Here is a 12,673-nt window from a genome sequence, read left to right as displayed (position 1 = left end):
CACGGTGGCCCGCCCGGCGCGACCCGTCACCCGGGCGAATCCCCGGAGGCCGCGTCCGGTGGCCTTGGCGCCGGTGCCCAGGCCCGCTCCGACCGCCCGCATCGATCCCGTCTCGGTGAGCTCCGTGGTCGGGTCCGCCGCCCCGTCGGACGAGGTCCTCGGGAGATCGTCGGTCGCGGGAGGGGGTGGCGGGTAGTGAGGCCGGCCCGGATCGTCAGCGCCCGAAGGGGGCCGCGGGTCCGATCCGTGCGTGCTCACCCCCCTATCTTGCCTGCTTTCCCCGACGCCACACCGGTGCCCCGACGTGACGACCGGCCGACCGATGAGGGATGCTGTGCGCGTGTCCACCCTCGAGCGCAAGCTGACCGACGCCGTGACCGCCGAGGCGGTCGACGACGCGCGCGCGGCGCTGCTCGAGGAGGTCGACGCCGCCGACGTGGGCGACTACCTGGGTCACCAGGTCGACGGCCTGCGCGTGGTCACCCATCTCTTCGCCTGCACCCGCAAGGGGTACCGCGGCTGGCAGTGGGCCGTCACGCTCACCCGTGCCTCGCGGCAGCGCCAGGTCACGGTGGTCGAGGTCGTGCTGCTCCCCGGGTCGGACGCGATCGTCGCGCCGCCCTGGGTGCCGTACCGCGAGCGGCTGCGTCCGGGCGACCTGTCGCCGGGCGACCTGCTGCCCGTCGCGGACGACGACCCGAGGCTGGTGCCGACGTACTCCTTCGGCGACGACCCGCTCGACGCCGACGAGCAGGCCCAGGTTCGGGAGGTCGCCAAGGACCTCGGCCTCGGCCGGGTCCGCACCCTCTCGCCCGAGGGCCGCGACCTCGCGGCGCAGCGGTGGTACGACGGCGACTCCGGCCCGGACGCACCGATCGCCAAGTCCGCCCCCCAGCAGTGCTACTCCTGCGGGTTCCTGGTCCGGCTCTCCGGCCCGCTCTCGGCGCTCTTCGGCGTCTGCGCCAACGGCGACGCCAACGACGACGCACGCGTCGTGTCCTTCGACCACGGCTGCGGCGCGCACTCGGAGGTCCGGCTGACGAAGCGGCAGCAGCCGGTCCCGCCGGCACCGCCCGTCATCGACACGGTCTCCGTCGACGACCTGGACACCTTCTGAGTCGACCTGGTCAGGCCGGGGACAGGATCCAGACGGCGTACTCGTCGTCGACCGGCCGGAGGTCGTAGCCGCCGAACCGGTGGTCCACGCGAAGCCCCGCCGCCGCCGTGTCGGCGACGAACTCCTCCGGTGAGTAGGAGCGTGCCGAGCTCGGCCCGCCCCTGAGATGGAAGCCGGCGAGGATCCGCCCGCCCGGCGCGAGCAGGGCGCGCAGTCGTTCCAGCACCGGCACCTCGGTGCCCTCGGCCACGAAGGTCAGCACGTTGCCGACGCAGACGACGAGGTCGAACTCGGTCGGTCCGCCACTCGTGCCCAGCACCTCGGGGGTGAGGGCGAGGATCTCGTGAGGCAGCACCGTCAGGTCGGGATAGGTACGACGGCTCTGTTCCACCAGGGCAGGGTCCGGCTCGGCGGCGACCACCCGGTGGCCGCAGGCGAGCAGGTAGCCGCCCACCCGACCCATGCCGGAGCCCGCGTCGAGGATCCGCGCGCCGCGCTCGGCCATCGCGTCGGCGACACGCGCCTCGCCGTACACGTCCTCGCCCTGCTCGAGGAGCTGGGCGAAGCGGTCCCCGTACCCGCTGTTCCTCGCTCCACCGAGCGCCCAGCGGGTCGGCGGCAGATCAGGCATCGCGCTCGACGCGGAAGCGTCGCCGGCGCCTGCAGTACTCGACGCCCAGCAGCCCGAGGCCCACGCCGCTGAGGCACATCCAGAGCAGCCAGGTGTGGCCGTCCTCCTCGAGCCGTCCGTAGAACGGCAGCAGGCCGAGGAACGCGAGCAGGAAGAGCCCGGTACCGACCTGCACCGTGCGCACCCCGTCCACGTCGAGCGGCTCGACGGGAGCGATCAGGTACCTGCGGTTGCCGATCTCGTGCGCGGTCGGCTGTTCGTCGCGGAGCTCCACACTCCGATCGTAGGCCCTGGTGGAATAGTTGACGGGGTCAAGGAGTTGCAGGAGTGTCACCCTCGTCGCAAGGAGGTTCCCACGAGTCCGCGATTCCGCTCGCTCGCACATCCGAACTACCGCCTCTACTTCGCCGGGAGCCTGGTCTCCCACATCGGCACGTGGATGCAGCGGGTCGCCCAGGACTGGCTGGTCCTGACGATCCCGGGCAACGGCGGCACTGCCCTCGGCATCACCACGGGCCTCCAGTTCCTCCCGGTCCTCCTGCTCTCGCCGTACGCCGGCGTCGTGGCCGACCGGTTCTCCAAGCGACGGGTGCTGCAGGTCACCCAGTCGGTGATGGCGTTGGCGGCCCTCGCCCTCGGCGTCATCGCGGCGATGGGTGTCGCCGAGACCTGGCACGTCTACCTGCTTGCGTTCGTCCTGGGGATCGGCGCCGCGTTCGAGGGTCCGGCGCGCCAGTCCTTCGTCTCCGAGCTGGTCGGCACCGACGACGTCGCCAACGCCGTCAGCCTGAACTCGGCGGCGTTCAATGCCGCTCGCATGATCGGGCCGGGTCTCGCCGGCTTGCTCATCGGCCTCGGCGGCGGGGGCATGCGCGCCACCGGCTGGGTGATCCTCGTCAACGCGGTGTCCTACCTGGCGGTCATCCTCCAGCTGCATCGGATGGACCAGGCGGCGCTGCACACGCCGCGGACCGCAGCGCGCACGCCGGGGATGCTTCGCGCGGGCCTGTCCTACGTCCGCAGCCAGCCGAAGATGCTGATGATCCTGGTGCTGGTCTTCTTCGTCGGCACGTTCGGCATGAACTTCCAGATCACCTCGGCCCTGATGGCGACCGAGGTCTTCGGCAAGGGCGCCGAGGAGTACGGCGTCCTCGGCTCGGTGCTCGCGATCGGCTCCCTCACCGGCGCACTGGTCGCGGCCGGCCGCACCCGGGTCCGGCTGCGGCTCGTGCTCGGCGCCGCGATCGCCTTCGGCGTGGTCGAGATCGCGGCGGGCCTGATGCCGTCGTACCTGACGTTCGTGCTGCTGTGCCCGCTGCTGGGGTTCTCGGTCATCACCGTGCTGAACTCGTGCAACTCCCTGCTCCAGGTCGAGTCCGACCCGCTGATGCGCGGCCGGGTGATGGCGATCTACATGACCATCGTGGTGGGCGGCACGCCGATCGGTGCGCCGTTCATCGGCTGGATCGGCGAGGAGTTCGGTGCGCGGTGGACGCTCGTCGTGGGCGGCGGCCTGGTGCTGGTGGGCGTCGTCCTGGCGGCGCTGCTGAACGTCGCCGCACGTAACACCCTCGACATCAGGACGCGGCCGGAGCCTGCCATCCTGTCCTCGTGACTTCGGTGGAGACATCCAGCAACGCGATCGATCGCTACTTCCAGATCAGCGCACGTGGGTCGACGGTCGGCCGCGAGGTCCGCGGTGGCCTCGTCACCTTCTTCACGATGGCCTACATCGTGGTGCTCAACCCGCTCATCCTGGGCTCGGCGACGGACGTGGAGGGTCAGTTCCTCGGCGGGGGAGACGATCCCAACCTCGCGGCCATCGCCGCCGGCACCGCGCTGGTCGCGGGCCTGCTGACCATCCTGATGGGCGTGGTGGCCAACTACCCTCTGGCGCTGGCCACCGGCCTGGGCCTCAACGCGTTCGTCGCGTTCTCGATCGCGAGCCAGATGACCTGGGCGGACGCGATGGGCCTGGTCGTGATGGAGGGGCTGATCATCCTGGTGCTGGTGCTGACCGGCTTCCGAACCGCGGTGTTCCGAGCAGTCCCGGCCCAGCTGAAGGTCGCGATCTCGGTGGGCATCGGCCTGTTCATCGCCCTCATCGGGTTCGTCGACGCCGGCGTGGTCACCCGCATCCCCGACGTGGCGGGGACCACGGTGCCGGTCCAGCTCGGCGGCGACGGCAACCTGAGCGGCTGGCCCGTCCTGGTCTTCGTGGTGGGGCTGCTCCTCATGCTGGCCCTCTGGACGCGCCAGGTCCGCGGCGCGATCCTGATCTCCATCCTGGTGATGACGGCGGTCGCCGTGGTCCTGGAGTGGGTCGCCGACCTCGGGCCCGCTGCGGAGAACGCGGGTGGCTGGGCCCTGACAGTCCCGGCCTGGCCAGAGGACATCTTCCGGGCCCCCGACTTCGGCACCCTCGGGGAATTCAGCCTGCTCGGCTCGTGGCAGAGCGCCGGCGTGGTGACGGTGCTGCTGCTCGTCTTCTCGCTGCTCCTGGCCGACTTCTTCGACACGATGGGCACGATGACCGCGATCGGCGCCGAGGCCGACCTGCTCGACGCGGAGGGCATGCCGCCGAACACCCAGCGGATCCTGGTCGTCGACTCGATCGCCGCTGCGGCCGGCGGTGCGGCCGGCGTCTCGTCCAACACCTCCTACATCGAGTCCGCGTCGGGCGTCGGCGAGGGCGCGCGCACCGGGCTGGCCTCCATCGTGACCGGCGTCCTGTTCCTCCTCACGATCTTCTTGGCACCCTTCGTCGCGATGATCCCGTCCGAGGCGGCGGTGCCGGCACTGGTCCTGGTCGGGTTCTTGATGATGCAGCAGATCACCGGCATCTCCTGGGACGACGTCGAGATCGCGATCCCGGCGTTCCTCACCATCGTGCTGATGCCGTTCACCTACTCGATCACCGTCGGGATCGGCGCCGGCTTCGTCAGCTACGTCTTCCTCAAGGTGGTCCGGGGGAAGGCGCAGGAGGTGCACCCGCTGCTGTGGACGGTGGCCGCGCTGTTCGTCGTCTACTTCACGATCGACCCGCTCACCCGCTGGCTGACGTGACCGACCGGGCGGGCTGAGCGGCCGCCACCGGGACGAGAGCCTGCGGTACGCCGACGTCACCGCTCCTCGAGGCGGGGTCTGCGATTTTGACCGTGGTATCGGCGGCCGGTAATCTCGATCCTCGTGTCTGGGTCACCAGGCACGTCACGCATGCCCTCAGTGCAGCGGTCCCTCCGGACCGGCGCATCGAACGCGGGGGCCTTCACATCACGGCACGAATCTTCACCGCAACACCCGTGCCCGGCAAGGTGCTGGGTACTGAGAGCAAACCGAAAGGGAACCACCAGGTGCCCACCATCAATCAGTTGGTCCGCAAGGGCCGCCAGGACAAGGTGTCGAAGAACAAGACGCCTGCCCTGAAGGGATCCCCCCAGCGTCGCGGTGTGTGCACCCGCGTCTACACCACCACCCCGAAGAAGCCGAACTCCGCCCTGCGCAAGGTCGCCCGTGTGCGCCTGTCCAGTGGCGTCGAGGTCACCGCTTACATCCCGGGTGAGGGTCACAACCTGCAGGAGCACTCGATCGTGCTCGTCCGCGGCGGTCGTGTGAAGGACCTGCCCGGTGTTCGCTACAAGGTCATCCGCGGCGCCCTGGACACCCAGGCCGTGAAGAACCGTAAGCAGGCTCGCAGCCGCTACGGCGCCAAGAAGGAGAAGAGCTGACATGCCGCGCAAGGGCCCCGCGCCGAAGCGCCCGATCGACATGGACCCGGTCTACGGGTCGCAGCTGGTGAGCCAGCTGGTGTCCAAGGTGCTCCAGGACGGCAAGAAGCAGGTTGCGCAGCGCATCGTCTACACCGCGCTCGAAGGCACCCGTGACAAGACCGGCATCGACCCGGTGATCACCCTCAAGCGCGCGCTCGACAACGTGCGTCCCGCGATCGAGGTCAAGTCCCGCCGCGTCGGTGGCGCCACCTACCAGGTGCCGATCGAGGTCAAGGGCACGCGTGGCACCACGCTCGCGCTGCGCTGGCTGGTCGGCTACGCCTCGGAGCGTCGCGAGAAGACCATGGCCGAGCGCCTCCAGAACGAAATCCTCGACGCCGCCAACGGCCTCGGTGCCGCGGTGAAGAAGCGCGAGGACACCCACAAGATGGCCGAGTCCAACAAGGCCTTCGCCCACTACCGCTGGTGATCGTCGGCGGGGCAGCCGCACCGTTGCCCCGCCTCACCCGGTCCGGTACCTACCGACCCGCCTTCAATACCTAAGGAACGCTGACTCACGTGGCAGTCGACATCACGACGGACCTGAACGTCGTCCGCAACATCGGCATCATGGCGCACATCGACGCCGGCAAGACCACCACCACCGAGCGCATCCTCTTCTACACCGGCATCACCTACAAGATCGGTGAGGTCCACGAGGGCGCTGCCACGATGGACTGGATGGAGCAGGAGCAGGAGCGCGGCATCACCATCACGTCCGCCGCGACGACCTGCTGGTGGCGCAAGCACCAGATCAACATCATCGACACTCCCGGTCACGTGGACTTCACGGCCGAGGTCGAGCGCTCCCTGCGCGTCCTGGACGGCGCCGTGGCCGTGTTCGACGGTGTCGCGGGCGTCGAGCCCCAGACGATGACGGTGTGGCGGCAGGCCAACAAGTACTCCGTGCCCCGGATGTGCTTCGTCAACAAGCTGGACCGAACCGGCGCGGACTTCTTCCGCTGCGTCGACATGATGGTCGAGCGCCTCAACTCCACCACCCTCGTCCTCCAGTTGCCGATCGGCGCGGAGCAGGACTTCATCGGCGTCGTCGACCTGGTCGAGATGCACGCGAAGGTCTGGCGCGGCGAGACCGTGATGGGTGAGGACTACGTCGTCGAGGAGATCCCCGCCGACCTCGCCGAGCAGGCCGCGGAGTACCGCGAGAAGCTCGTCGAGACCCTCGCCGAGGCCGACGACGAGATCATGGAGGTCTACCTCGAGGACGGCGACGTCTTCGACGTCCCGACCCTGAAGGCGGCCATCCGTCGCGCCACCCTGGCCGACAAGCTCAACCCGGTCCTGTGCGGCACCGCGTTCAAGAACAAGGGCGTCCAGCCCCTCCTCGACGCCGTCGTCGACTACCTCCCCTCGCCGCTCGACGTCGAGGCGATCGTCGGCCACGACCCGCGTGACGAGGAGAAGGAGATCAAGCGTCGTCCGTCCGACGACGAGCCGTTCTCCGGCCTCGCCTACAAGATCGCGTCCGACCCGCACCTCGGCAAGCTGATCTACGTCCGCGTCTACTCGGGCAAGCTCGAGGCCGGCTCGACCGTGATCAACTCGGTCAACGGTCGCAAGGAGCGGATCGGCAAGGTCTACCAGATGCACGCCAACAAGCGTGAGGAGATCGCGTCGGTCGGCGCCGGCCAGATCGTCGCCGTGATGGGCCTCAAGGACACCCGCACCGGTCACACCCTGTGTGACCCGAGCAACCAGGTCGTCCTCGAGTCGATGACGTTCCCGGCCCCGGTGATCGAGGTCGCGATCGAGCCGAAGACCAAGAGCGACCAGGAGAAGCTCGGCACCGCGATCCAGCGGCTCTCCGAGGAGGACCCGACCTTCGTCGTCAAGACCGACGAAGAGACCGGCCAGACCATCATCGCCGGCATGGGTGAGCTCCACCTGGAGATCCTCGTCGACCGCATGAAGCGTGAGTTCAAGGTCGAGGCGACCGTCGGCAAGCCGCAGGTCGCCTACCGCGAGACCATCCGCTCCGCCGTCAAGAGCCACTCCTACACCCACAAGAAGCAGACGGGTGGCTCGGGTCAGTTCGCGAAGGTCGTCGTCTCCCTGGAGCCGAACACCGATCCCGAGACCGGTCTCGGCGCGGGCTACGAGTTCGTCAACAACGTGAGCGGTGGCCGGGTGCCGAAGGAGTACATCCCTTCGGTGGACCAGGGCGGCCAGGAGGCCATGGAGTTCGGCGTGCTCGCCGGCTACCCGATGGTCGACGTGAAGTTCTCCCTCGAGGACGGCGCCTACCACGACGTCGACTCCTCGGAGCTCGCGTTCAAGATCGCCGGCCTGCAGTCGTTCAAGGAGGCCGCTCGCCAGGCGCGGCCGTGCCTCCTCGAGCCGATGTTCGCCGTCGAGGTCACCACGCCGGAGAGCTTCCTCGGCACCGTGATCGGTGACATCAACAGCCGTCGCGGCCAGATTCGCGCGCAGGAGGAGCGTCACGGCGACATCGTCGTGAGTGCCCTTGTGCCGCTGTCCGAGATGTTCGGGTACGTTGGCGACCTGAGGTCGAAGACCTCTGGCCAGGCGTCGTACGCGATGGAGTTCGACTCGTACGCCGAGGTTCCCACGAACATCGCCGACGAGATCATCAAGAAGGCTCGCGGCGAGTAGTCATCCGACTACGAGCCTCGGCCCTCGGCGCACCACCCAACCAGTACGAGTCAAGTAACAACACATCAGGAGGAGCCCCCAGTGGCTAAGGCGAAGTTCGAGCGGACCAAGCCGCACGTGAACATCGGGACGATCGGTCACATCGACCACGGCAAGACGACGCTGACCGCGGCGATCTCGAAGGTGCTGCACGACAAGTACCCGGACCTCAACGAGGCCTCGCCGTTCGACCAGATCGACAAGGCTCCCGAGGAGCGCCAGCGCGGCATCACGATCTCGATCGCTCACATCGAGTACCAGACCGAGTCGCGCCACTACGCGCACGTCGACTGCCCCGGTCACGCGGACTACATCAAGAACATGATCACCGGTGCCGCGCAGATGGACGGCGCGATCCTGGTGGTTGCCGCGACCGACGGTCCGATGCCGCAGACCCGCGAGCACGTGCTGCTGGCCCGCCAGGTCGGTGTGCCCGCCCTGGTCGTGGCTCTCAACAAGTGCGACATGGTCGACGACGAGGAGCTCATCGAGCTCGTCGAGATGGAGGTGCGCGAGCTCCTCTCCGAGTACGAGTACCCGGGCGACGACGTCCCCGTGGTGCGCGTTGCTGCCTTCCCGGCGCTCCAGGGCGACGAGAAGTGGGGCAACTCGATCCTCGAGCTCATGAACGCCGTGGACGAGAGCATCCCGCAGCCGGAGCGCGAGGTCGACAAGCCGTTCCTCATGCCCGTCGAGGACGTCTTCACGATCACCGGTCGTGGCACCGTCATCACCGGTCGCATCGAGCGGGGTGTCGTGAAGGTCAACGAGGAGGTCGAGATCATCGGCATCCGCGAGGGCTCCCAGAAGAGCGTCGTGACCGGCGTCGAGATGTTCCGCAAGCTCCTCGACGAGGGCCAGGCCGGTGAGAACGTTGGTCTGCTCCTCCGCGGCACCAAGCGTGAGGACGTGGAGCGCGGCATGGTTGTCGTGAAGCCGGGCACCACCACCCCGCACACCAACTTCGAGGCCTCGGTCTACATCCTCTCGAAGGAGGAGGGCGGCCGTCACACGCCGTTCTTCAACAACTACCGCCCGCAGTTCTACTTCCGGACCACCGACGTGACCGGCGTCGTGACCCTCCCCGAGGGCACGGAGATGGTCATGCCGGGCGACAACACCGACATGTCGGTCGAGCTGATCCAGCCGATCGCCATGGACGAGGGTCTGAAGTTCGCGATCCGTGAGGGTGGCCGCACCGTCGGCGCCGGCCGGGTCACGAAGATCACGAAGTGATCTGACTGCTCGAGCACTGAGCCCCCGCGCCTGTCGGCGCGGGGGCTCTTTGCCTATGCCACGTGGGAGAATCGCAACGTGAGTGACCAGCCGCCGGCCCAGAACCCCTACGACCCGCGCCCGTACCAGCCGTACGGCACGCAGGGGCAGGTCTTCGGGCCGCCGCCGGACCACCCGCAGGCAGCGACCGTGCTGGTGCTCGGTGTCCTGGGGATGGCCCTGTGCCAGGTCGTCGCCCCCTTCGCCTGGTTCATCGGCAGCCGCGTGCGACGCGAGATCGCCGAGTCCGGTGGCCGCCTCGGCGGCCAGCAGATGGTCACCATCGGATGGGTGCTGGGGATCCTGGGCTCCTGCATCCTCATCCTGATGACGCTCGGACTCCTCGCCTATCTGGCCGTCCTCGCGCTGGCCATCGGGGCCTCGGCGGCATGACCGGTCGGGTCCCACCCGCCCGGCCTCACCACAAGCTGACCGAGGACGGACGGCGCATGCGGGAGGTGCTGAGCTACTCCCGGCGCGGCAGCAGGTTCACCCCTCAGCAGGCCGCGGCCTGGGAGGCCCACCACGAGGAGTGGGTCGTCCCCGACGAGGCCGTGGACGCTCCCGGTTTCTCCTTCGACACCTGGTTCGGCCGCGGCCCCGACGAGCGGGACGGCCTGATCGTCGAGATCGGGTCCGGCGTCGGCGAGGCCACCGCCGCACTCGCGGCCGCCCGGCCGTCGTACGACGTGCTCGCCCTCGAGGTCTGGCGGCCGGGGATCGCCAGCACCCTCGGCCGGATCGACGAGGCAGGCGCCGGCAACGTCCGGCTGTGCAGCGTCGACGCGGTCTGGACGATCGAGCACCTGATCGACCCCCACAGCCTCGCGGAGCTGTGGACGTTCTTCCCCGACCCGTGGCACAAGTCCCGCCACCACAAGCGTCGGCTGGTCAACCCCGCCTTCGCGAGCCTGGTCGCTCAGCGCCTGCGCCCGGGCGGGCTGTGGCGGCTGGCGACGGACTGGTCGGACTACGCGGAGCAGATGGTCGACGTCCTGGACGGCGAGCCCGGCTTGGAGGGCGGGGTCGTGGAGCGCTGGGCGGACCGTCCGGTGACCAAGTTCGAACGCAAGGGGATCGCTGCAGGGCGATCGATCACCGACCTCGCCTACCGCCGGTCCTGACGCACGGCGCAACCACCGCGCAACGAGGAGTTCACCCGGCTGTCCGGGCGTGTCGCCCGCGTCGGCTTGGAGGGGGGCGTACTTTCACGATTAATGGCGGGTGGGGAAGCCCGCCACATCGGGAGGCTCGTTCGTGACAGATCACGACTGCATCACCCGGACCCGGGGTCGGGGACAGCCCCGCCGCGGTCGCTGGGTGGGAGGGCGCCGGCACCACGGCGTTCGGGCCGGCTCGGCGAGCGCACGCTCGGCGGCCGCCACCCGGTCCACTATCGAGGGATAGGGCCGGGCGCGGGTGCGCGTGCGGTCCGGTGAGGTGAGTCGTGGAGAACACATTGGCCACCAGCGCCCAGGGCGCGGACCGGAAGCGGCGTACGTACGTCCTCGACACCAGCGTGCTGCTGGCCGACCCGGGCGCCTTGCGCCGGTTCGCCGAGCATGAGGTGGTGCTGCCGGTGGTCGTGATCACCGAGCTCGAGGGGAAACGGCACCACCCCGAGCTCGGGTACTTCGCCCGCAGCGCGCTGCGCAGCCTCGACGAGATGCGGGTGAGCCACGGCCGTCTCGACACGCCCGTCCCGGTGGGCGAGGAGGGCGGCACAGTCCGCGTCGAGCTCAACCACACCGATGCGGCGTCGCTGCCGTCGGGCTTCCGGCTCGGTGACAACGACACCAGGATCCTCGCCGTCGCCCGCAACCTGGCCGACGAGGGCAACGACGTCACCCTGGTGTCCAAGGACCTCCCGATGCGGATCAAGGCCTCCGCAGTCGGACTCGATGCCGAGGAGTACCGCGGCGAGACGGTCAGCGACTCGGACACCGGCTACTCCGGCATGGTCGAGCTCGAGGTCGGCGCCGCACATCTCGACGAGCTGTACGACGACGGCACTCTCGACCTCACCGAGGCGCGTGACATGCCCTGCCACACCGGCTTGGTGCTGCTGTCCGACCGGGGGACGGCACTCGGACGGGTCGGCCCCGACAAGCAGGTGCACCTGGTCAGGGGCGACCGCGAGGCCTTCGGGATCCATGGGCGCAGCGCCGAGCAGCGCGTCGCGCTCGACCTGCTCCTCGACCCGGACGTCGGCATCGTGTCGCTCGGCGGCCGCGCCGGCACCGGCAAGTCCGCACTCGCGCTCTGCGCCGGCTTGGAGGCGGTGATGGAGCGCCAGCAGCACAAGAAGGTCGTGGTGTTCCGGCCTCTCTTCGCCGTAGGGGGCCAGGAGCTGGGCTACCTGCCGGGGTCGGAGTCGGAGAAGATGTCGCCCTGGGGCCAGGCCGTCTTCGACACGCTCGGTGCCCTGACGTCGCGGGACGTCGTCGACGAGATCCTGGACCGCGGCATGCTCGAGGTGCTGCCGCTGACCCACATCCGTGGCCGGTCGCTGCACGACTCGTTCGTGATCGTCGACGAGGCCCAGTCGCTGGAGCGCAACGTGCTGCTGACCGTGCTGTCGCGGATCGGCGCCAACTCGAAGGTGGTGCTCACCCACGACGTGGCGCAGCGCGACAACCTCCGCGTCGGGCGGCACGACGGCGTGGTCGCAGTGGTGGAGAAGCTCAAGGGGCACCCCCTCTTCGCCCACGTCACGCTCACCCGGTCCGAGCGGTCGCCGATCGCGGCGCTGGTGACCGAGATGCTGGAGAACGTGGTCGTCTGAGGCCGTTGGGACTGATGTGACGGGAGGGACGTCAGGTCCGACACACCGCCGGTGAAACGGTGCGGGTCGGTTTGCGCCTGCCGTCGCCCTCCGGCAAGGTGTCCGGTGGCCACCTGGGTCTCGACGCTGCCGTCGGGCCCGACCCCCTGGTGGCCGACGTCCTGCCGTCGAGCCTGAGATCGAGCTTTTGTCGAAGCACGCCAAGCCCGTCCCGAAGCATCGCGGCGCGCCCAAGCACGCCCACCTCAAGGAGGCGCCGCGCAGGGCGGCCCGCAACGTCGTCGTCCTCTCCTCGGTCGCGCTCGCCGTGACCGGGGTCTCGGTCACCGCCGGTGTCGCCGGCCAGGGAGTGCCCGACCCGACACCGAGCGCCGCCGACGCCGCCGCCGACGTAGCCGACGCCGCCACCGGCAGCACCGGTG

12 protein-coding genes and 1 pseudogene are annotated in these 12,673 nt (G+C 69.3%); 11 read left to right on the top strand and 2 right to left on the bottom strand.

Annotated features, from left to right (window positions below; genetic code table 11):
- Positions 1-322 precede the first annotated feature (322 nt).
- Complete coding sequence (locus tag E7Z54_RS11390) at positions 323-1,117, top strand: DUF3027 domain-containing protein (RefSeq protein ID WP_136433771.1); 795 nt, start codon at positions 323-325, stop codon at positions 1,115-1,117.
- Between the two features lie 10 nt (positions 1,118-1,127).
- Here the strand turns inward: E7Z54_RS11390 and E7Z54_RS11385 are convergent, their stop codons facing one another.
- Together E7Z54_RS11385 and E7Z54_RS11380 are read right to left on the bottom strand one after the other, a co-directional pair.
- The gene (locus E7Z54_RS11385) at positions 1,128-1,748 is read right to left on the bottom strand and encodes a class I SAM-dependent methyltransferase (protein WP_136433769.1); all 621 of its coding nucleotides are present in this window, start codon (positions 1,746-1,748) and stop codon (positions 1,128-1,130) included.
- Positions 1,741-2,022, bottom strand: a complete 282-nt coding sequence (locus E7Z54_RS11380) for a DUF2530 domain-containing protein (RefSeq protein WP_240769634.1) — start codon at positions 2,020-2,022, stop codon at positions 1,741-1,743. Before E7Z54_RS11380 ends, E7Z54_RS11385 begins: the two co-directional genes overlap by 8 nt.
- Positions 2,023-2,067: 45 nt before the next feature.
- On the opposite strand from E7Z54_RS11380, the gene E7Z54_RS11375 reads away from it, so the two are divergent.
- The 10 genes and pseudogenes from E7Z54_RS11375 to E7Z54_RS11330 form a co-directional block, all read left to right on the top strand.
- Positions 2,068-3,363: an MFS transporter gene (locus E7Z54_RS11375; RefSeq protein WP_136433767.1), complete on the top strand. Its 1,296-nt coding sequence runs from the start codon at positions 2,068-2,070 to the stop codon at positions 3,361-3,363.
- Positions 3,360-4,814: an NCS2 family permease gene (locus E7Z54_RS11370; protein WP_136433765.1), complete on the top strand. Its 1,455-nt coding sequence runs from the start codon at positions 3,360-3,362 to the stop codon at positions 4,812-4,814. Before E7Z54_RS11375 ends, E7Z54_RS11370 begins: the two co-directional genes overlap by 4 nt.
- A gap of 287 nt (positions 4,815-5,101) precedes the next feature.
- The gene (rpsL, locus tag E7Z54_RS11365; protein ID WP_109692297.1) at positions 5,102-5,476 is read left to right on the top strand and encodes a 30S ribosomal protein S12; all 375 of its coding nucleotides are present in this window, start codon (positions 5,102-5,104) and stop codon (positions 5,474-5,476) included.
- A gap of 1 nt (position 5,477) precedes the next feature.
- Positions 5,478-5,948, top strand: coding sequence for a 30S ribosomal protein S7 (gene rpsG, locus E7Z54_RS11360; protein WP_136433764.1), 471 nt, complete (start codon positions 5,478-5,480; stop codon positions 5,946-5,948).
- Positions 5,949-6,037: 89 nt separating this feature from the next.
- The gene (gene fusA / locus E7Z54_RS11355) at positions 6,038-8,152 is read left to right on the top strand and encodes an elongation factor G (protein WP_136433762.1); all 2,115 of its coding nucleotides are present in this window, start codon (positions 6,038-6,040) and stop codon (positions 8,150-8,152) included.
- Positions 8,153-8,233: 81 nt separating this feature from the next.
- Entirely contained in the window at positions 8,234-9,427 is a 1,194-nt protein-coding gene (tuf, locus tag E7Z54_RS11350; RefSeq protein WP_136433760.1) for an elongation factor Tu, read from the top strand.
- A gap of 78 nt (positions 9,428-9,505) precedes the next feature.
- Complete coding sequence (locus tag E7Z54_RS11345; RefSeq protein WP_206056157.1) at positions 9,506-9,859, top strand: hypothetical protein; 354 nt, start codon at positions 9,506-9,508, stop codon at positions 9,857-9,859.
- 56 nt (positions 9,860-9,915) lie between these two features.
- On the top strand, positions 9,916-10,590 hold the full coding sequence (gene trmB / locus E7Z54_RS11340; protein ID WP_240769633.1) for a tRNA (guanosine(46)-N7)-methyltransferase TrmB: 675 nt from the start codon (positions 9,916-9,918) through the stop codon (positions 10,588-10,590).
- Between the two features lie 323 nt (positions 10,591-10,913).
- Entirely contained in the window at positions 10,914-12,251 is a 1,338-nt protein-coding gene (locus E7Z54_RS11335; protein ID WP_240769632.1) for a PhoH family protein, read from the top strand.
- A gap of 187 nt (positions 12,252-12,438) precedes the next feature.
- Positions 12,439-12,673: pseudogene (locus tag E7Z54_RS11330) on the top strand (lytic transglycosylase domain-containing protein); the annotation flags it as partial.

Source organism: Nocardioides sp. (genome assembly GCF_004803405.1).
Taxonomy (GTDB): domain Bacteria; phylum Actinomycetota; class Actinomycetes; order Propionibacteriales; family Nocardioidaceae; genus Nocardioides; species Nocardioides vastitatis.
This window is presented reverse-complemented; position numbering and strand designations above follow the sequence as displayed.